At 70.6% G+C, this 20,049-nt stretch carries 19 protein-coding genes; all 19 read left to right on the forward strand.

Going from position 1 to position 20,049, the window contains the following annotated elements; translation table 11 throughout:
* On the forward strand, nt 1-291 hold a 291-nt coding region (locus GTW40_RS04085; protein WP_272918977.1), incomplete at its 5' end, for a DALR anticodon-binding domain-containing protein.
* 43 nt (nt 292-334) lie between these two features.
* Nucleotides 335-1,726, forward strand: a complete 1,392-nt coding sequence (gene lysA, locus GTW40_RS04090) for a diaminopimelate decarboxylase (RefSeq protein ID WP_161178765.1) — start codon at nt 335-337, stop codon at nt 1,724-1,726.
* Nucleotides 1,727-1,894: 168 nt separating this feature from the next.
* Nucleotides 1,895-3,184, forward strand: a complete 1,290-nt coding sequence (locus GTW40_RS04095; RefSeq protein WP_161178785.1) for a homoserine dehydrogenase — start codon at nt 1,895-1,897, stop codon at nt 3,182-3,184.
* A gap of 6 nt (nt 3,185-3,190) precedes the next feature.
* Entirely contained in the window at nt 3,191-4,249 is a 1,059-nt protein-coding gene (gene thrC, locus GTW40_RS04100) for a threonine synthase (RefSeq protein WP_161178766.1), read from the forward strand.
* Nucleotides 4,250-4,537: 288 nt separating this feature from the next.
* Entirely contained in the window at nt 4,538-5,455 is a 918-nt protein-coding gene (gene thrB, locus GTW40_RS04105) for a homoserine kinase (protein WP_161178767.1), read from the forward strand.
* Nucleotides 5,456-5,862: 407 nt separating this feature from the next.
* Nucleotides 5,863-7,830, forward strand: coding sequence for a transcription termination factor Rho (gene rho / locus GTW40_RS04110; protein ID WP_161178768.1), 1,968 nt, complete (start codon nt 5,863-5,865; stop codon nt 7,828-7,830).
* Between the two features lie 377 nt (nt 7,831-8,207).
* Nucleotides 8,208-9,314 (forward strand): LCP family protein, encoded by a 1,107-nt coding sequence (locus tag GTW40_RS04115; protein WP_161178769.1) that lies wholly within the window; start codon nt 8,208-8,210, stop codon nt 9,312-9,314.
* Between the two features lie 280 nt (nt 9,315-9,594).
* Nucleotides 9,595-9,819 carry a 50S ribosomal protein L31 gene (gene rpmE / locus GTW40_RS04120; protein ID WP_018544505.1) on the forward strand — a complete coding sequence of 75 codons (225 nt, stop codon included), beginning with the start codon at nt 9,595-9,597 and terminating at the stop codon, nt 9,817-9,819.
* 106 nt (nt 9,820-9,925) lie between these two features.
* Nucleotides 9,926-11,002 carry a peptide chain release factor 1 gene (gene prfA, locus GTW40_RS04125; protein WP_161178770.1) on the forward strand — a complete coding sequence of 359 codons (1,077 nt, stop codon included), beginning with the start codon at nt 9,926-9,928 and terminating at the stop codon, nt 11,000-11,002.
* An 82-nt stretch (nt 11,003-11,084) separates the two neighbouring features.
* Complete coding sequence (gene prmC / locus GTW40_RS04130; protein WP_161178786.1) at nt 11,085-11,924, forward strand: peptide chain release factor N(5)-glutamine methyltransferase; 840 nt, start codon at nt 11,085-11,087, stop codon at nt 11,922-11,924.
* A gap of 50 nt (nt 11,925-11,974) precedes the next feature.
* On the forward strand, nt 11,975-12,622 hold the full coding sequence (locus GTW40_RS04135) for an L-threonylcarbamoyladenylate synthase (protein ID WP_161178771.1): 648 nt from the start codon (nt 11,975-11,977) through the stop codon (nt 12,620-12,622).
* A 52-nt stretch (nt 12,623-12,674) separates the two neighbouring features.
* Complete coding sequence (locus GTW40_RS04140; protein WP_018544509.1) at nt 12,675-13,334, forward strand: low molecular weight phosphatase family protein; 660 nt, start codon at nt 12,675-12,677, stop codon at nt 13,332-13,334.
* Between the two features lie 238 nt (nt 13,335-13,572).
* Entirely contained in the window at nt 13,573-14,811 is a 1,239-nt protein-coding gene (glyA, locus tag GTW40_RS04145) for a serine hydroxymethyltransferase (protein WP_161178772.1), read from the forward strand.
* A gap of 150 nt (nt 14,812-14,961) precedes the next feature.
* Nucleotides 14,962-16,311, forward strand: coding sequence for an MraY family glycosyltransferase (locus GTW40_RS04150; RefSeq protein ID WP_161178773.1), 1,350 nt, complete (start codon nt 14,962-14,964; stop codon nt 16,309-16,311).
* Nucleotides 16,312-16,736: 425 nt separating this feature from the next.
* Nucleotides 16,737-17,177: a hypothetical protein gene (locus GTW40_RS04155; protein WP_161178774.1), complete on the forward strand. Its 441-nt coding sequence runs from the start codon at nt 16,737-16,739 to the stop codon at nt 17,175-17,177.
* A gap of 210 nt (nt 17,178-17,387) precedes the next feature.
* Complete coding sequence (atpB, locus tag GTW40_RS04160; RefSeq protein ID WP_161178775.1) at nt 17,388-18,224, forward strand: F0F1 ATP synthase subunit A; 837 nt, start codon at nt 17,388-17,390, stop codon at nt 18,222-18,224.
* A gap of 74 nt (nt 18,225-18,298) precedes the next feature.
* Nucleotides 18,299-18,529, forward strand: coding sequence for an ATP synthase F0 subunit C (gene atpE, locus GTW40_RS04165; RefSeq protein ID WP_030915976.1), 231 nt, complete (start codon nt 18,299-18,301; stop codon nt 18,527-18,529).
* A 41-nt stretch (nt 18,530-18,570) separates the two neighbouring features.
* Nucleotides 18,571-19,116 carry a F0F1 ATP synthase subunit B gene (locus GTW40_RS04170; RefSeq protein ID WP_161178776.1) on the forward strand — a complete coding sequence of 182 codons (546 nt, stop codon included), beginning with the start codon at nt 18,571-18,573 and terminating at the stop codon, nt 19,114-19,116.
* Nucleotides 19,113-19,928: a F0F1 ATP synthase subunit delta gene (locus GTW40_RS04175; RefSeq protein ID WP_161178777.1), complete on the forward strand. Its 816-nt coding sequence runs from the start codon at nt 19,113-19,115 to the stop codon at nt 19,926-19,928. The genes GTW40_RS04170 and GTW40_RS04175 overlap by 4 nt, the downstream gene beginning before the upstream one ends.
* Nucleotides 19,929-20,049: the final 121 nt, after the last annotated feature.

The raw sequence follows: 20,049 nt of genomic DNA on the forward strand, positions 1-20,049 counted from the left end.
GGCGACACCGACGCAGCCGAGCAGACCGCGCAGAACACCCTCCTCACCCCCCTCACCGCCCACCCCCGCATCCTCACCACCGCCGCCACCCAGCACGCCCCCGACCGTCTCGCCCGGCACCTCGTGACCGTCGCCGACGCGCTCTTCCCCCTTCTTCCCGGCGTCCTTCCGCTCGGCGAGGAGAAACCCGAGGCCGCCCACCGCGCCCGGCTGGCGCTCGCCGAAGCGGCCGGGACGGTGCTCGCCGGTGGCCTGTCCCTGCTCGGCATCGACGCACCCGAACACCTCTGAGGGCTCCGCGAGAAGCCCCAGCGCGACACAGAGAGCCAACGTCATGAGCCGTTCCGCCCACCCCGCCGGGCCCCGCCACGCCGACGTCCTCCCCGAGGGGCACTACTCCGCCCCGCCCGCCGACCTCAACGCACTGGACCCCAAGGTGTGGGCCCGTACCGTGCGCCGGGACGAGGACGGTGTCGTCACCGTCGGCGGCATCCCCGCCACCCGGCTCGCGGAGGAGTTCGGCACCCCCGCGTACATCCTCGACGAGGACGACTTCCGGGCGCGGGCGCGCGCCTGGCGCACCGCGTTCGGCGAGAGCGCCGACGTGTTCTACGCGGGCAAGGCGTTCCTCTCCCGCGCCGTCGTGCGCTGGCTGGACGAGGAGGGGCTCAACCTCGACGTCTGCTCCGGCGGCGAGCTGGCGACCGCGCTGTCCGCCGGGATGGACCCCGCGCGCATCGCCTTCCACGGCAACAACAAGTCGGTCGAGGAGATCACCCGAGCCGTAGAGGCGGGCGTCGGGCGGATCGTGCTCGACTCCTTCCAGGAGATCGCCCGCGTCGCGCACATCGCGCAGGGGCTCGGCAAGCGGCAGCGGGTGCAGATCCGCATCACCGTCGGCGTCGAGGCGCACACCCACGAGTTCATCGCGACCGCGCACGAGGACCAGAAGTTCGGCATCCCGCTCGCGGGCGGCCGCGCCGCCGAGGCCGTACGGCGCGCGCTCACCCTCGACGGGCTCGAACTCATCGGCATCCACAGTCACATCGGCTCGCAGATCTTCGACATGTCCGGCTTTGAGGTCGCCGCGCACCGCGTCGTCGGCCTGCTCAAGGACATCCGCGACGAGCACGGCGTCGAGCTGCCCGAGATCGACCTCGGCGGCGGCCTCGGCATCGCCTACACCAGCGACGACGACCCCCGCGAGCCGCACGAGATCGCCAAGGCGCTCACCGAGATCGTCACCCGCGAGTGCGAGGCGGCCCGGCTGAGCGTGCCGCGCATCTCCGTCGAGCCGGGCCGCGCGATCGTCGGGCCCACGGCGTTCACGCTGTACGAGGTCGGCACCGTCAAGCCGCTCGCGGGACTGCGCACCTACGTCTCGGTCGACGGCGGTATGTCGGACAACATTCGTACGGCGCTGTACGACGCCGAGTACAGCGTCGCCCTCGTCTCGCGCACCAGCGACGCCGAGCCCATGCTCGCCCGCGTCGTCGGCAAGCACTGCGAGAGCGGGGACATCGTGGTCAAGGACGCGTTCCTGCCCGCCGACCTGGCACCGGGCGACCTCATCGCCGTACCGGCCACCGGCGCGTACTGCCGCTCCATGGCCAGCAACTACAACCATGTGCTCCGCCCGCCGGTCGTCGCCGTCCGCGACGGCGAGGCCCGCGTGATCGTCCGGCGCGAGACGGAGGACGACCTGCTGCGCCTCGACGTCGGCTGAGCCGAGCCGTCGGAAAAGCCCCCGGCCGGGGCCGCCCGGAAAACCTCCTGCGGCCCCACCGGGCGAGATGAAATACATGTCTCAGGATCCGGACCAAGGGTAGAAACCGCAGTCTGGTGAGTGAGACTGATCCCACCGCACACGGTATGAGGGAAACGAGGTCGGATGATGCGTACGCGTCCGCTGAAGGTGGCGCTGCTGGGCTGTGGAGTGGTCGGCTCCGAGGTGGCGCGCATCATGACGACGCACGCGGACGACCTCGCCGCCCGCATCGGCGCCCCGGTGGAGCTGGCCGGTGTCGCCGTACGCCGTCCCGCCAAGGTGCGCGCGGGCATCGACCCCGCGCTGGTCACCACCGACGCGACCGCGCTGGTCAAGCGCGGTGACATCGACGTGGTGGTGGAGGTCATCGGCGGCATCGAGCCCGCCCGCACCCTCATCACCGCCGCGCTGGAGCACGGCGCCTCCGTCGTCTCCGCGAACAAGGCCCTCCTCGCCCAGGACGGCGCCGCGCTGCACGCCGCCGCCGAGGAGCACGGCAAGGACCTCTACTACGAGGCCGCCGTCGCCGGTGCCATCCCGCTGATCCGCCCGCTGCGCGAGTCCCTCGCGGGCGACAAGGTCAACCGCGTGCTCGGCATCGTCAACGGCACCACCAACTTCATCCTCGACAAGATGGACTCCACCGGCGCGGGCTACCAGGAGTCCCTGGACGAGGCCACCGCGCTGGGGTACGCCGAGGCCGACCCCACCGCCGACGTCGAGGGCTTCGACGCCGCCGCCAAGGCCGCCATCCTCGCCGGGATCGCCTTCCACACCCGGGTCCGCCTCGACGACGTGCACCGTGAGGGCATGACCGAGGTCACCGCCGCCGACTTCCGCTCGGCCAAGCGCATGGGCTGCACCATCAAACTGCTCGCCATCTGCGAGCGCGCCGAGGACGGCGCCTCCGTCACCGCGCGCGTCCACCCCGCGATGATCCCACTCAGCCACCCGCTGGCCTCGGTGCGCGGCGCGTACAACGCGGTCTTCGTGGAGTCCGACGCCGCCGGACAGCTGATGTTCTACGGCCCCGGCGCCGGCGGCGCGCCCACCGCCTCCGCCGTCCTCGGCGACCTCGTCGCGGTCTGCCGCAACCTGCTCAGTGGTACGACGGGTCCGGGCGAGTCGGCGTACGCGGCGCTGCCCGTCTCCCCCATGGGGGACGTCGTCACGCGGTACCACATCAGCCTCGACGTGGCGGACAAACCGGGTGTCCTCGCCCAGGTCGCCACGGTGTTCGCCGAGCACGGGGTGTCCATCGATACGGTCAGGCAGCAGGGCAAGGACGGCGAGGCATCGCTTGTCGTCGTGACCCACCGGGCCTCCGACGCGTCTCTGTCCGGGACCGTCGAGGCGCTGCGCAAGCTCGACACCGTGCGGGGTGTCGCCAGCATCATGCGGGTTGAAGGGGAGTAAGCGGCAATGACCCACCAGTGGCGCGGAATCATCGAGGAGTACCGGGACAGGCTGCCGGTCAGCGACAGCACGCCGGTCGTGACGCTCCGCGAGGGCGGCACGCCTCTCGTGCCCGCGCGGGTGCTCTCCGAGCGCACCGGCTGCGAGGTCCACCTCAAGGTGGAGGGGGCCAACCCCACCGGCTCCTTCAAGGACCGGGGCATGACCATGGCCATCACGCGGGCCAAGGAGGAGGGCGCCAAGGCTGTCATCTGCGCCTCCACCGGCAACACCTCCGCCTCGGCCGCCGCCTACGCGGTGCGCGCGGGCCTGACCCCGGCGGTGCTCGTCCCGCAGGGCAAGATCGCGCTCGGCAAGATGGCCCAGGCCCTCGTGCACGGCGCGACCATCCTCCAGGTCGACGGAAACTTCGACGACTGCCTCGACCTCGCGCGCGCCCTGAGCGACAACTACCCGGTGGCGCTGGTCAATTCGGTCAACCCGGTGCGTATCGAGGGCCAGAAGACGGCCGCGTTCGAGATCGTGGACATGCTGGGTGACGCGCCCGACATCCATGTCCTCCCGGTCGGCAACGCGGGCAACATCACGGCCTACTGGAAGGGTTACAAGGAGTACAAGGCCGACGGTCCTGCCACCCGCACTCCGCGCATGTGGGGCTATCAGGCGGCGGGCAGCGCGCCCATCGTGCGCGGCGAGGTCGTCAAGGACCCGCACACCCTCGCCACCGCCATCCGCATCGGCAACCCCGCCTCCTGGCAGTACGCCCTCGCCGCGCGCGACGAATCCGGCGGCGCCATCGACGAGGTGACGGACCGTGAGATCCTGCGCGCCTACCGGCTGTTGGCCTCGCAGGAGGGCGTCTTCGTGGAGCCCGCCTCCGCCGCCTCGGTCGCCGGTCTGCTCAAGGCGGCCGAGCAGGGCAGGGTCGATCCGGGCCAGACCATCGTCTGCACGGTCACCGGCAACGGCCTGAAGGACCCCGGCTGGGCCACCGAGGGTGCCCCGGAGCCGGTCGTCGTCCCGGTCGACGCGGCCGTCGCGGCCCAGCGCCTCGGCCTGGTCTGACGCCCGCGGCGAACCGCGAAACCCCGGGGGACCGGCCGCGGCGACCGGAACGGATGCACAGGGGGCTTACGACACGCATCGTGCGCCTCCTGTGCGCCCTATGTCGCCACTGAACCTTCCTTCGATAGGCTGGGACCAACCCGCCCACCGCACCTGCCCACGCGTGTGGCACGGCGCCGCGTCGTCTCCGCGGCCCGACGGGTCTTCGTACGTCATCGAATGTCCACACCGAATGTCCGCCGTGCGGCACATTCGGGCAGTCACGCAGCTCAAGGAGAGTCTCGAGCGATGGCCGGTCCAGCGTTCCGCGCCGCCGCCGTCCGGGTGCGCGTTCCCGCCACCAGCGCCAACCTCGGTCCGGGCTTCGATGCCCTGGGCCTCGCGCTGGGGCTCTACGACGACGTGGTCGTCCGGGTGGCCGACGCCGGGCTGCACATCGACATCGCGGGCGAGGGCGGCGAGAGCCTGCCGAGGGACGAGCGTCATCTGCTGGTCCGCGCCCTGCGCACCGCCTTCGACGTGCTGGGCGGCCAGCCGCGCGGTCTTGAGATCGTGTGCGCCAACCGCATCCCGCACGGCCGCGGCCTCGGCTCCTCCTCCGCCGCCATCTGCGCCGGCATCGTCGCCGCGCGCGCCGTGACGATAGGCGGCGAGGCCCGTCTCGACGACGCGGCCCTCCTGGAGCTGGCCACCGAGATCGAGGGCCACCCGGACAACGTCGCCGCCTGTCTGCTCGGCGGGTTCACCCTGTCCTGGATGGAGCGTGGCGCCGCCCGCGCGATCAGGATGGAGCCCGACGATTCCATCGTTCCGGTGGTTTTCGTGCCCGGGAAGCCGGTGCTCACCGAGACCGCGCGCGGACTGCTCCCGCGCACCGTGCCGCATGTCGACGCCGCCGCCAACGCGGGTCGCGCGGCCCTGCTCGTCGAGGCGCTGACCAGGCGCCCCGAGCTGCTGCTGCCCGCCACCGAGGACCGTCTCCACCAGGAGTACCGCGCCCCGGCCATGCCCGACAGCGCCGCGCTCGTGGAGCGGCTGCGCGCGGACGGCGTACCCGCCGTCATCTCGGGCGCCGGACCCACCGTCATGGCCCTGGCCGACGCGGGCACGGCCGACAAGGTGGAGGCGCTGGCCGGGGCCGACTGGGCCGCCAACCGGCTGGCCTTCGATCTGCAGGGAGCGAGCGTGCTGCCGCTTGCGACCTGACACCCGGTTGCCGGATTTGGAGAGGGGGAATGTTTGTTGCATCCGGTAGTGTTAATCTCAAGTCTGCACCCGACCCCACCATGGCGAGGTGCTTCGTGTCCCCGTCAGGGACAGACATTCTTCCGGGAGCCTCCCAAGCCACTCCGTGTTCCGTGCGCCGTACCTGGGCAGTACGACGTATGGGGGCACTGAGCGAGGCACAGGACCCGCTCCGGAATCGGCGCCGCCGCGCCACGTGACACCGAGTGTCACGACTCGCGGGGAGCGTCATCACCAGAAATTTCTCTTCCGCCGCTTCCAGGCGGACCACCGCCCCGGCTCGGTACTCACTGACAGAACCGATGCCGGACAGCACAACCGGTCGCCGAGCCAGACAGGCCGACGTCCGCTCCAGGGAAGGACCCTTCGTGAGCGACACCACCGATCTGATGGGCGCACGTGTCGAGGAGACCGCTGCCGCGCCCGCCACGGACTCCGCGCCTGCCACCGGTGCCGGCTCCCGGCGGCGCCGAGGCACCGGCCTCGAGGGCATGGTGCTGGCCGAGCTTCAGCAGGTCGCCTCCGGCCTCGGTATCAAGGGCACCGCGCGGATGCGCAAGAGCCAGCTGATCGAGGTCATCAAGGAGGCCCAGGCCGGGGGAGGAGCCCCCAAGGCCGAGGCCGCCGCCGAGACCAAGCCCAAGCGCCGCGCCACCTCCAAGACCCGTACGGGTGAGGAGGCCGCCGAGGCGAAGGCGGAGAAGTCCGCCGAGAAGGCCGCCGCCCAGATCGAGATCCCGGGCCAGCCCTCCCCGAAGGGCCAGCCGGAGCAGCAGGCCGCCGCCGAGGACACCTCCGGCGAGCGCCGCCGCCGTCGCGCGACCGCCGAGGCGGGCAGCCCGGCCGAGACCGCCGCCGAGGCGCCGAAGAGCGAGCCGAAGGCCGAGACGCAGCAGCAGAACGACGCCCGGGGCGATGCCGGTGACGGCGAGGGCCGTGGACGCCGCGACCGCCGCGACCGCGACCGTGACCGCGGCGGCCGGGAGCGCGACCGCGACCGCCGTGGCGGCAAGGGCGACGACCAGCAGGGCGGCCAGCGTCAGCAGGGCCAGCAGCAGGGCGGCCAGCGTCAGCAGAGCCAGCAGCAGGACGACGACGACTTCGAGGGCGGCCGTCGTGGCCGTCGTGGCCGCTACCGCGACCGCCGTGGCCGTCGTGGCCGCGACGAGGTCGCCGAGGTGCAGGTCAACGAGGACGACGTCCTGATCCCCGTCGCGGGCATCCTGGACATCCTCGACAACTACGCCTTCATCCGGACCTCCGGCTACCTGCCCGGTCCGAACGACGTGTACGTCTCCCTCGCCCAGGTCCGCAAGAACGGCCTGCGCAAGGGCGACCACCTCACCGGTGCGGTCCGTCAGCCCAAGGAAGGCGAGCGTCGCGAGAAGTTCAACGCGCTCGTCCGCCTCGACTCCGTCAACGGCATGGCGCCCGAACACGGCCGCGGCCGCCCGGAGTTCAACAAGCTGACGCCGCTGTACCCGCAGGACCGGCTGCGCCTCGAGTCCGAGGCGGGCATCCTGACGACCCGCATCATCGACCTCGTGTCGCCGATCGGCAAGGGCCAGCGCGGTCTGATCGTGGCCCCGCCGAAGACCGGCAAGACCATGATCATGCAGGCGATCGCCAACGCGATCACGCACAACAACCCCGAGTGCCACCTGATGGTCGTCCTGGTCGACGAGCGTCCGGAAGAGGTCACCGACATGCAGCGTTCGGTCAAGGGCGAGGTCATCTCCTCGACCTTCGACCGCCCGGCCGAGGACCACACCACGGTCGCCGAGCTGGCCATCGAGCGCGCCAAGCGTCTGGTGGAGCTGGGTCACGACGTGGTCGTGCTGCTCGACTCCATCACGCGTCTGGGCCGTGCGTACAACCTCGCCGCCCCGGCGTCGGGCCGCATTCTCTCCGGTGGTGTGGACTCCACCGCCCTGTACCCGCCGAAGCGCTTCTTCGGTGCCGCGCGCAACATCGAGGACGGCGGCTCGCTGACCATCCTCGCCACCGCGCTCGTCGACACCGGCTCCCGCATGGACGAGGTGATCTTCGAGGAGTTCAAGGGCACCGGCAACATGGAGCTCAAGCTCGACCGGAAGCTCGCCGACAAGCGCATCTTCCCGGCGGTGGACGTCGACGCGTCCGGCACCCGCAAGGAGGAGATCCTGCTCGGCAGCGAGGAGCTGGCCATCACCTGGAAGCTGCGTCGCGTGCTCCACGCGCTCGACCAGCAGCAGGCGATCGAGCTGCTGCTCGACAAGATGAAGCAGACGAAGTCGAACATCGAGTTCCTGACGCAGATTCAGAAGAACACGCCCGCTCCGGGCAACGGCGACTGAGTCACGCGCAACACCCCCCGCCCGCAAGGGCGTTGAGGCCGCCCCCGTCGGATCTTCCGCCGGGGGCGGCCTCTTTGCGTACGCCCGCTGTCCGTATCCGCGCGGTACGGCGCCGTACGAGACCTTTCCCACACATGTCCCTTCCGCACCGCCTCCGGACCCCGTCGTCCGCCCCGTCGAAACCCCAGGTGAGCGCGGGGATCTCCCCCTCGTGCCGGTCACGTTCCGTGACGTTCGTCGCACGCGGTCGGGCCGGTCGGCTGTGCGAGCCTGTCCCGAGTTTCCCTGTATGACCAGGTGGAGCGACGATGGTGCGTGACGACTGCACCCGACCCTGAACGCAGGGGGTAATCAACCGGACGAGATCTAGGAGTGACGTGTCCGCCGAGAGCACCCCGGAGCCCGGCCGTCGCGGCAAGGGCCGCCGCCGCAAGCCCCGCAGTACGCGCCGCAAGGCACTGCTCGCCACCGCCTGGGCCGCCGCGGGCGTCGTCGTCCTGGGCGGGGCCGGAGCCGGATACGTCTACTTCAAGCTCAACGGCAACCTCACGAGCATCGACATCAACCAGCTGCTCGGCGCCCACCGGCCCGCCAAGGGCGCGACCGGCTCCGAGAACATCCTGGTCCTGGGCTCGGACACCCGCGCGGGCGCCAACCGCAGACTCGGCGGCGGGGCCGCCGACAGCGGGGCCCGCGCCGACACGGCGATGATCGTGCACGTCCACAAGGGCCACAAGAAGGCCACCGTCGTCTCGATCCCCCGCGACACCCTCATCGACCGCCCCGCCTGCGCCGACACCAAGGGCGACACCTACCCGGCCGCCCAGGGCGTGATGTTCAACTCCGCGTACGCCACCGGCGGCGCCCCCTGCGCCGTGAAGACGGTCGAATCGCTCACCGGTCTGCGCATGGACCACTACCTGGAGGTCGACTTCACGGGCTTCCAGCGGCTGATCGACGACCTCGGCGGCGTACCGGTGACCACCACCCGGGCCATCCACGACCCGCAGAGCCATCTGAACCTCCCGGCCGGCACCCACACCCTCGACGGCACCCAGGCCCTCGGCCTGGTCCGCACCCGGCACGGCGTCGGCGACGGCTCCGACCTCGGCCGCATCCAGCTCCAGCAGGCGTTCGTCAAGGCGCTGATGGACCGGGTCAAGGACGTCGGCGTCCTCAGCAACCCCAAGCGGCTCTACGACCTCGCCGACACCGCCACCAGGTCCGTCACCACCGACTCCGACCTCGGCTCGGTCAACTCGCTCGCGGACTTCGCCGGCGGCCTCAAGGGCATCAAGTCCTCCCACGTCCAGATAGTGACGATGCCGGTCCAGTACGACCCCGCCGACCCCAACCGCGTCCTCCTGGAACCCCGCAAGGCCGCCCAGGTCTGGAAGGCCCTGAAGGGGGACCGCCAGGTCCCCGCCACGGCGACGGCGGACGCGGCGACGGGCAGGGCGGGCAAGGTGATCGGCACCCCGTAAGGGAATTCGGCGCCCCGAAGGGGCTGCCGAACAGGGGCGCGGGGAACTGCGCGACCGGCTTAAGCGGACCCGCACCCGCGAACGGTGACAAACCAGCCACCTTCAGAGGCGACACCCTGAAGCCCCGCAGGGAACCCGCAGGGAACCCCCAGGGAATAGAAAAGGGACGCCCCCGGTTTTGGGGGATGGCGCCAGTCCTGGCAGACTGGTACGTCGGCCCCGGTTCACGCCCCGCATCCCGCGGCAGCGACCCGGAGCCCTCCCGAACCTAGGAGACACCTTGAAGCGCGAGATCCACCCCGAGTACGTCGAGACGCAGGTCAGCTGCACCTGTGGCGCGTCGTTCACCACCCGCAGCACCATCCAGTCCGGCGCCATCCGCGCCGAGGTCTGCTCCGAGTGCCACCCGTTCTACACGGGCAAGCAGAAGATCCTCGACACCGGTGGCCGTGTGGCCCGCTTCGAGGCCCGCTTCGGCAAGGCTGCCGCCGGCTCGAAGAAGTAGCGAGCGCGAAACCGCCGGTCCACGGTCACGCCCCGCCCGGGGTGTGCCCGGGACCGGCGTTTTTGGTCGCCCGCCAGCCCTTCACCCGCAGTACAGGAGCCGAAAGATGTTCGAGGCAGTCGAGGAACTCGTCACCGAGCACGCCGATCTGGAGCAGAAGCTCGCCGACCCCTCGGTCCACGCCGACCAGGCGAACGCGCGCAAGCTGAACAAGCGCTACGCCGAGCTGACCCCGATCGTCGCCACGTACCGCTCCTGGAAGCAGACCGGTGACGACATCGAGACCGCGCGCGAGTTCGCGGCCGACGACCCCGACTTCGCCGCCGAGGTCAAGGTGCTGGACAAGCAGCGCGAGGAGCTGACCGACAAGCTCCGCCTCCTGCTCGTCCCGCGCGACCCGAGCGACGACAAGGACGTCATCCTGGAGATCAAGGCGGGCGCGGGCGGCGACGAGTCCGCCCTGTTCGCCGGTGACCTCCTGCGCATGTATCTGCGGTACGCCGAGCGCGTGGGCTGGAAGACCGAGATCATCGACTCCACCGAGTCCGAGCTGGGCGGCTACAAGGACGTCCAGGTCGCGGTGAAGACCAAGGGCGGCCAGGGGGCCACCGAGCCCGGCCAGGGCGTGTGGGCCCGGCTGAAGTACGAGGGCGGTGTGCACCGCGTGCAGCGCGTGCCCTCGACCGAGTCGCAGGGCCGTATCCACACCTCCGCCGCCGGTGTGCTCGTCACGCCCGAGGCCGAGGAGGTCGACGTCGAGATCCACGCCAACGACCTGCGTATCGACGTGTACCGCTCGTCAGGACCCGGCGGCCAGTCCGTGAACACCACCGACTCCGCCGTGCGCATCACCCACCTGCCCACGGGTGTCGTCGCCTCCTGCCAGAACGAGAAGAGCCAGCTCCAGAACAAGGAGCAGGCGATGCGTATCCTGCGCTCCAGGCTGCTCGCCGCGGCCCAGGAGAAGGCCGAGGCCGAGGCCGCGGACGCCCGCCGCAGCCAGGTCCGCACGGTCGACCGCTCCGAGAAGATCCGTACGTACAACTTCCCGGAGAACCGCATCTCCGACCACCGCGTCGGCTTCAAGGCGTACAACCTGGACCAGGTCCTGGACGGCGAACTCGACGCGGTGATCCAGGCCTGTGTCGACGCCGACTCGGCGGCGAAGCTCGCCGCCGCGTAAGCACCCACCGCACGACGAAGCACGAGACCGGAGGAGAAGCGTGCAGCAAGACTTCGGGGGGCGACCCCCGAGCCCCCGCAGCGTGCTGCTCGCGGAGGTGGCCCAGGCCACCCAGCGGCTGGCCGACGCCGGTGTGCCCTCGCCGCGCAACGACGCCGAGGAACTCGCGGCGTTCGTGCACGGCGTCAAGCGCGGCCAGCTCCACTCCGTGAAGGACGCCGACTTCGACGCCCGCTACTGGGAGGTCGTCGCCCGCCGCGAGCAGCGCGAACCGCTCCAGCACATCACCGGACGCGCCTATTTCCGCTATCTGGAGCTCCAGGTAGGACCCGGCGTCTTCGTGCCGCGCCCCGAGACCGAGTCGGTCGTCGGCTGGGCCATAGACGCGGTGCGCGCCATGGACGTCGTCGAGCCCTGCATCGTCGACCTGTGCACCGGCTCCGGCGCCATCGCGCTGGCCCTCGCCCAGGAGGTGCCGCGCTCGCGCGTCCACGCCGTGGAGCTGTCCGAGGACGCCCTGCAGTGGACCCGCAAGAACATGCAGGGCTCCAGGGTCGACCTGCGCCAGGGCGACGCCCTGACCGCCTTCCCGGACCTCGACGGCCAGGTCGACCTCGTCGTCTCCAATCCGCCGTACATCCCGCTCACCGAGTGGGAGTACGTCGCCCCGGAGGCCCGCGACTACGACCCCGACCTCGCCCTCTTCTCCGGCGAGGACGGCCTCGACCTCATCCGCGGCCTGGAGCGCACCGCGCACCGGCTGCTGCGCCCCGGCGGAGTCGTCGTCGTCGAGCACGCCGACACCCAGGGCGGTCAGGTGCCGTGGATCTTCACCGAGGAGCGGGGCTGGGCGGACGCGGCCGACCACCCCGACCTCAACAACCGCCCGCGCTTCGCGACCGCCCGCAAGGCGATGCCGTGAGCGCCGCCCAGACTTCATCCCCGCAGTACCCGTACGAGGAGGCCCGCTAGATGGCACGGCGATACGACACCAACGACGCGACCGACCGCGTGACGGGTCTGCGCGAGGCCGCGTCCGCCGTCCGTCGTGGCGAACTGGTGGTGCTGCCGACCGACACGGTCTACGGCATCGGCGCCGACGCGTTCTCCTCCGAGGGCGTCGCCGACCTGCTCGCCGCCAAGGGCCGGGGCCGCAACATGCCCACCCCCGTGCTCATCGGCTCCCCGAACACCCTGCACGGCCTCGTCACGGACTTCTCCGAGAAGGCGTGGGACCTGGTCGACGCCTTCTGGCCCGGCGCGCTCACCCTGGTCGCCCGGCACCAGCCGTCCCTGCAGTGGGACCTCGGGGACACCCGGGGCACCGTCGCCGTCCGGATGCCGCTGCACCCGGTCGCCATCGAACTGCTCACCGAGTTCGGCCCCATGGCCGTCTCCTCCGCCAACCTCACCGGCCACCCCGCGCCGGAGACCTGCGACGCCGCCCAGCAGATGCTCGGCGACTCCGTCTCCGTCTACCTCGACGGCGGTCCCACCCCGGGCAACGTGCCCTCCTCCATCGTGGACGTCTCCCGTGACGTCCCGGTGCTGCTGCGCGCGGGCGCGATCTCCCCGGAGGAGCTGCGCAAGGTCGTACCCGACCTTGAGGTGGCGAATTGACGGCCCCCGAGCCCGCCGTCCGCCCCGTCCCGCCCGAGCAGGGGGTCACCCCATGCGCGGCATAGGCGGCGGGGAGAGCGCGGCGGAGCAGACCACCACCTTCGGGTTTCCGCGCGACACCTTCCGCATCCTCCACGTCAGCACCGGCAACGTCTGCCGCTCGCCCATCACCGAGCGGCTGACCCGGCACCTCGTGGCGGAGCGGCTCGGCGTGCTCGGCGGCGGTCTGATCGTGGAGAGCGCCGGTACCTGGGGGCACGAGGGTGCCCCCATGGAGGAGAACGCGGAGACCGTGCTGGCCGAGTTCGGCGCGGACGCGGCCGGGTTCACCGGCCGTGAGCTGCTGGACGAGCACGTCATCATGGCCGACCTCGTGCTGACCGCCACCCGCGACCACCGCGCCCAGGTCATCTCCATGGGCCACTCCGCGGGCCTGCGCACCTTCACGCTGAAGGAGTTCACCCGCCTGGTGCGGGCGATAGATCCGGCCACTCTGCCGCCCCTGGAGGACGGCGTCGTGCTGCGCGCCCGCGCCCTGGTCCGGGCCGCCGCCGCGCTGCGCGGCTGGCTCCTCGCCCCGACCGCCGAGGCGGACGAGGTCTACGACCCCTACGGCGCCCCCCTGCCCTTCTTCCGTTCCATCGGCGACGAGATACGGGACGCCCTGGACCCGGTCGTCACCGCCCTGACCGGCGTTCCCGCGCACATGTGACGTCTCCCGCCGCTGCGGAGACCGGGCGTGCGCCCCGCCGCGGCCTGCCCGCCCTCCGGGCCTCGGGGGAGGGGCGGGCGGCGGCGCCGGCCCGGCGGCCACCGCGCCGACCGGAGTCCCCGCGCACAGGTGACACCGCCCCGGCACCGCACCGGAACCGGGGCGGAGCGGCCGAGCGTCCCTTCCGCCCCGGGCCTACATTGGAGGTGACTCCACTTCCGACCGCCCGGAGCCCTCCATGCCGGTCACCCCCGCCCTGGACCCGGACGTCCTGCGCCGGCAGGACCCGGAGCTGGCCGACATCCTGCGGGGCGAGCTGGACCGGCAGACGACCACCCTCCAGCTGACCGCGGCTGAGAACTTCGCCTCCCCGGCCGTGCTCGCCGCGCTCGGCTCCCCGATGGCCAACAAGTACGCCGAGGGCTATCCCGGCGCCCGATTCCACGGCGGCTGCGCCTTCGCCGACGCCGCCGAGCACCTGGCCGTCGAGCGGGCAAGGGAGCTGTTCGGCGCCGGGCACGCCAACGTCCAGCCGCACACCGGCTCCTCGGCCGTGCTCGCCGCCTACGCGGCCCTGCTGAGCCCCGGCGACACCGTCCTCGCCCTCGGGCTGCCCCACGGGGGCCATCTCAGCCACGGCTCGCCCGCGAACCTCTCCGGCCGCTGGTTCGACTTCGTCGCCTACGGCCTCGACCCCGAGACCGGGCTCGTCGACCACGACCAGGTGCGCCGTCTGGCCCGGGAACACCGGCCCAAGGCCATCGTGTGCGGCTCGACCGCCTACCCCCGCCATCTCGACCACGCCTTCTTCCGCGAGGTCGCCGACGAGGTGGGCGCGTATCTGATCGTGGACGCGGCGCATCCCCTCGGCCTGGTCGCCGGGGGAGCGGCGCCGAACCCGGTGCCGTACGCCGACGTCGTGTGCGCGACCACGCACAAGGTGCTGCGTGGACCGCGCGGCGGCCTGATCCTGTGCCGCGCGGCGCTGGCCGAGCGGGTGGACCGGGCCGTGTTCCCCTTCACCCAGGGCGGCGCGCAGATGAACGTCGTCGCCGCCAAGGCCGTCGCGTTCGGGGAGGCGGCGACGCCCGAATTCGGCGGCTACGCCCACCGGGTCGTCGACAACGCCCGGGTGCTCGCGGCCCGGCTGGCCGCCGAGGGGCTCGCCGTCACCACCGGGGGCACCGACACCCACCTGATCACCGTCGACCCGGCCCCGCTCGGCGTGGACGGCCGCACCGCACGCGGTCTGCTCGCCGCCGCGGGACTCGTCCTCGACTGCTGCCCGCTGCCGCACACCGAGGACCGCGGGCTGCGCCTGGGCACCGCCGCGATCACGACGCAGGGGATGGGGGAGGCGGAGATGCACCGCATTGCCGCGCTCCTCGCGGGTGTGGTGCGGGGTGATTTTGCTCCCGGTACGGTGCGCGCCGAGGTGCGCGAACTGACTGGCGCGTTTTCGCCCTACCCCGCCTGAGCAGGGGTAGACGGTAGGCCGTACGGTCCCGTGAGCGGGTGGTGCGTGGGGGGCGGTGCAACCATCGTCACTACCCGGAAGTCCTCAACCGTATGCCCCGCTCGCTAGGGTGTGGGGCTGTGATGGCCAGCGAGATCTGTGGGGAAGCCCGTGCGTGAATACCTGCTGACGCTCTGTGTCACGGCCGCGGTGACGTACCTCCTGACGGGACCGGTACGGAAATTCGCGATCGTGGCGGGAGCGATGCCGGAGATCCGGGCACGCGACGTGCACCGCGAACCCACTCCGCGCCTCGGCGGGATCGCGATGTTCTTCGGACTGTGCGCGGGCCTGCTGGTCGCGGACCACCTCGGCAGCCTGAACGAGGTCTTCGTCCGCTCCAACGAGCCGCGCGCGCTGCTCTCCGGCGCCGCCCTGATCTGGCTGATCGGCGTCCTGGACGACAAGTTCGAGATCGACGCCCTGATCAAGCTCGGCGGTCAGATGATCGCCGCCGGCGTGATGGTCATGCAGGGTCTGACGATCCTCTGGCTGCCGGTGCCGGGCGTCGGCACGGTCGCGGTGACCCAGTGGCAGGGCACCCTGCTGACGGTGGCGCTGGTGGTCGTCACCATCAACGCGGTCAACTTCGTGGACGGCCTCGACGGCCTCGCGTCGGGCATGGTGTGCATCGCGGCGGCCGCGTTCTTCATGTACGCCTACCGCATCTGGTACTCGTACGGCATCGAGGAGGCCGCCCCCGCGACGCTGTTCGCGGCGATCCTGATGGGCATGTGCCTGGGCTTCCTGCCGCACAACATGCATCCCGCGCGCATCTTCATGGGCGACTCGGGCTCGATGCTCATCGGACTGGTCCTGGCCGCGGGCGCGATCTCCGTCACCGGACAGGTCGACCCGGACCGGCTGTTCGGCGCCTCCGAGCGCAGCACCGTGCACCAGATGGTGCCCGTCTACATCCCCCTGCTGATGCCGCTGAGCATCATCGCGATCCCCGCCGCCGACCTGGTCCTCGCCATCGTGCGCCGCACCTGGCGTGGCCAGTCGCCGTTCGCCGCCGACCGCGGGCATCTGCACCACCGCCTGCTGGAGGTCGGCCACTCGCACAGCCGGGCCGTGCTGATCATGTACTTCTGGTCGGCGCTGATCGGCTTCGGCGCGCTGGCCTACTCGGTCAACTCGGCGTCCATGTGGATCGTCCTGAGCGTGGTCTTCCTGAGCGCCATCGGACTCGTCCTGCTGCTCCTGCCCCGCTTCACACCGCGCGCCCCGCGCTGGGCGGAGGGCTTCGTACCGCCGCGCTACCGCCGTCGCCGCCAGGCGGCGGCCGAGGCCCGCGAAGCGCTGGCAGCCTCGGAGGCGGAGCCCGCCCAGGAAGCGGACCCGACGCCGGAAGCGGAGGCCGGGGAGCGGGTCGCCGTCACCTCGGGCGCTCCGACCGTCAACGGCGCGACCGCGATCGGCGGCTCCCGCCCGAGGTTCGCCGACCGGTACAAGAGCTAGCGCCACGGCCGACGAGGCCGACCGCCACAGACGGTGATGATCCGTCATGGCCGAGTCATGCCCGAGCGCCCCCGGAAAGGCCCGCCAGGGCCCTTTCCGGGGGCGCTTTCGGCATTGCCGGGGACTGTTGCAAGGTAAGAATCTGACTAGAGCATTGCCAAGTCGTGGGGGAGCAAAGGCCCCCAATATCAGACAAGTAGGCACGGTTTTTGCACAGGCGCGCAGGGTCACCCTCATGTGTGACCCCGGGCACACCAGGTGGGTAAAGACCTCATCAAATAGTTTGTGATACGGTTCACGAGAACCCCGGAGACAACCGAAGGACCGTAATGCCACGGTCCATTGGTGTGAGTAATCAATCACTCTGCCCGGGACTACGCTCGTCCATGACGACACCTGCCCCCTGTGAAAGCGGAGTTGCCGCCATGCCGTCCAATGACGTCCGGATTCTGGTCCAGGCCGCCGTGCCCACGGCTGTCGTCGGTGCGATCGCCACCGTCGTCAGCGGCGTGGTCGCGGGGGGCAAGGGGGCCTTCGGAGCCGTCGTCGCGACGCTGTTGGTCAGCGCCCTCATGGGGCTTGGTCTCTTCGTGCTTCAATGCACCGCCAAGTCACTTCCCCAGCTGTTCCAGATGATGGGCCTGCTGCTCTACGCGGCCCAGCTCCTGCTGGTGATCATGTTCATCGCCGTGTTCAAGGACACGACGGCGTTCAACCCGCGGGCCTTTGCCATCGGGATCGTGGTCTGCACGCTCACTTGGACCGCCGCGCAGACGCGCGCGCACATGAAGGCCAAGACCCTCTACGTCGAACCTGATGCCTCGTCGAAGGGCGACAAGCCCGAAAAGACAGGGCACTCGTCGTGAGAGGTAGGGCCGGGATAAAGGCACACGCCAGATCCTGCTATCGTCCGGTGCCAACTGCGGCATCGCGGGCGCGGGCATCGCAGCTGACGCCTGTTCCATCGCGAGGCGAGATGCCCCCCAGCCGCCCCCACACCCGAACCACCAGTCCCGTGCCGAACCGCGGCCCTGTGCCGCGCCGACACAACGAGGTTGCCGTACCTATGCGCCACGATGAAGGAGCCCGCGGTGAGTGCTGATCCGACGCAGACGCTCGCTTTCGACACGAGCTGTCACCTGTTCTCCGGGTGCGGCTTCCCGGCTCCGGGCCTGCACTCGTTCCTGTTCAAGCCGCTCTGGGGCGACGCGGACAGCAACCTGTACTTCAACAAGCCGATGCTGCTGGCGCTGCTCGGTTCGATCATCGTCGTGGTCTTCTTCTGGGCCGCCTTCGCCCGCCCGAAGGTTGTCCCGGGCAAGCTCCAGATGATCGCCGAGTCCGGCTACGACTTCATCCGGCGCGGCGTCGTCTACGAGACGATCGGCAAGAAGGAAGGCGAGAAGTACGTACCTCTCGTCGTCTCGCTCTTCTTCTTCATCTGGATGATGAACCTCTGGTCGATCATCCCGGTCGCCCAGTTCCCGGTGACGTCGATCATCGCGTACCCGATCGTCCTGGCTCTGATCGTCTACGTCCTGTGGGTTTCGCTGACCTTCAAGCGACACGGCTTCGTCGGCGCGTTCAAGAACTTCACCGGCTACGACAAGTCGCTCGGCCCGGTGCTGCCGCTGGCCATGGTCATCGAGCTGTTCTCGAACCTCCTCGTGCGGCCCTTCACCCACGCCGTCCGACTCTTCGCGAACATGTTCGCCGGTCACACGCTGCTGCTGCTCTTCACGATCGCCAGCTGGTACATGCTGAACGGCATCGGTATCGCGTTCTCCGCCGTGTCGTTCATCATGACCATCGTGATGACTGCCTTCGAGCTGTTCGTGCAGGCTCTTCAGGCGTACGTCTTCGTGCTCCTGACGTGCAGCTTCATCCAGGGCGCGCTGGCCGAGCACCACTGAGCGTTCCCTCCCTCGATCTCTCATTCGTCCGGTGGCCAACCCCCACCGGTCCGTAAAGAAAAGGAAGAACGGGCATGTCCCAGACTCTTGCTGCTGTTTCCGGCTCGCTCGGCTCGATCGGTTACGGCCTCGCCGCCATCGGCCCCGGCGTCGGCGTCGGCATCATCTTCGGTAACGGCACGCAGGCTCTCGCCCGTCAGCCCGAGGCTGCCGGTCTGATCCGCGCCAACCAGATCCTCGGCTTCGCCTTCTGTGAGGCGCTCGCCCTCATCGGTCTGGTCATGCCGTTCGTCTACGGCCAGTGATCTGCGGATCAATTACAGCCCACTAGACGAAAGGCACTGATATGAGCCCCCTGGTTCAGCTTGCGGCTGAGGGAGCCGAGAACCCCCTCATCCCGCCGATCCCAGAGCTCGTCATCGGCCTGATCGCCTTCGTCATCGTCTTCGGCTTCCTCGCCTGGAAGCTGCTCCCGAACATCAACAAGGTTCTGGAGCAGCGTCGCGAGGCCATCGAGGGCGGTATCGAGAAGGCCGAGGCCGCGCAGACCGAGGCCCAGAGCGTCCTTGAGCAGTACAAGGCCCAGCTGGCCGAGGCTCGGCACGAGGCCGCGCGGCTGCGCCAGGAGGCTCAGGAGCAGGGCGCCGAGCTCATCGCCGAGATGCGGGCCGAGGGCCAGCGTCAGCGCGAGGAGATCATCGCCGCCGGTCACACGCAGATCGAGGCCGACCGCAAGGCCGCTTCCGCCTCGCTCCGTCAGGACGTCGGCAAGCTCGCCACCGAACTGGCCGGCAAGCTCGTCGGTGAGTCCCTCGAGGACCACGCCCGGCAGAGCCGTGTGATCGACCGCTTCCTCGACGACCTCGACGAGAAGGCCGAGGCCACGCGATGAACGGAGCGAGCCGCGAGGCACTGGCAGCCGCGCGTGAGCGTCTCGACGCGCTGACGGACTCCACGTCCGTGAACGCCGCGCAGCTCGCCGACGAGCTGGCGGCCGTGACCGCGCTGCTCGACCGCGAGGCCGGCCTGCGCCGGGTCCTCACCGACCCGGCGCAGCCCGCCGAGGCCAAGGCCGAGCTGGTGCAGCGCCTGATCGGCGGCCAGGTGAGCGGTCCGACCGCCGACCTGGTGGCCGGCCTCGCCCGGTCCCGCTGGTCGCAGCCCCGCGACCTGGTGGACGCGCTGGAGGAGCTGGCGGACATCGCCGACCTCACCGCGGCGGAGAAGGACGGCACGCTCGACGACGTCGAGGACGAGCTCTTCCGGTTCGGCCGGATCGTCGCCTCCGACACCGCCCTGCGGGCCGCGCTGACCGACCGGGCCGCGAGCGCCTCGGCCAAGGCCGAGCTGCTGCGCCGACTCCTCGGCGGACGGGCCAAGCCCGTCACCGAGCGTCTGGTCACGCGCCTCGTCACCGCGCCGCGTGGACGTAGCCTGGAAGCGGGACTCGAGTCCCTGTCCAAGCTGGCCGCGGAGCGCCGGGACCGGCTGGTCGCCACCGTCACCTCCGCGGTGCCGCTGAGCGACGCGCAGAAGCGACGTCTGGGCGACGCCCTGGCGAAGCTCTACGGCCGCCGGATGCACCTCAACCTGGACGTGGACCCCGACGTCGTCGGCGGACTGCGCGTGCAGGTCGGTGACGAGGTCATCAACGGCGCCATCGCGGACCGGCTGGAAGACGCCGGCCGCCGCATGGCGAGCTAGAACTCAAAAGCAAGACGTACCTACGGCCCTGGTTGGGCCGTGCAGAGGATTCACCTCGTTCAGGGGGGAGTCCCCATCCCCCCAAGTGAAACTTCGGGCCCAACAAGGAGAGCAGGGAACC

The sequence above is a fragment of the Streptomyces sp. SID4985 genome, from assembly GCF_009863025.1.
In the GTDB taxonomy this organism is placed as follows: domain Bacteria; phylum Actinomycetota; class Actinomycetes; order Streptomycetales; family Streptomycetaceae; genus Streptomyces.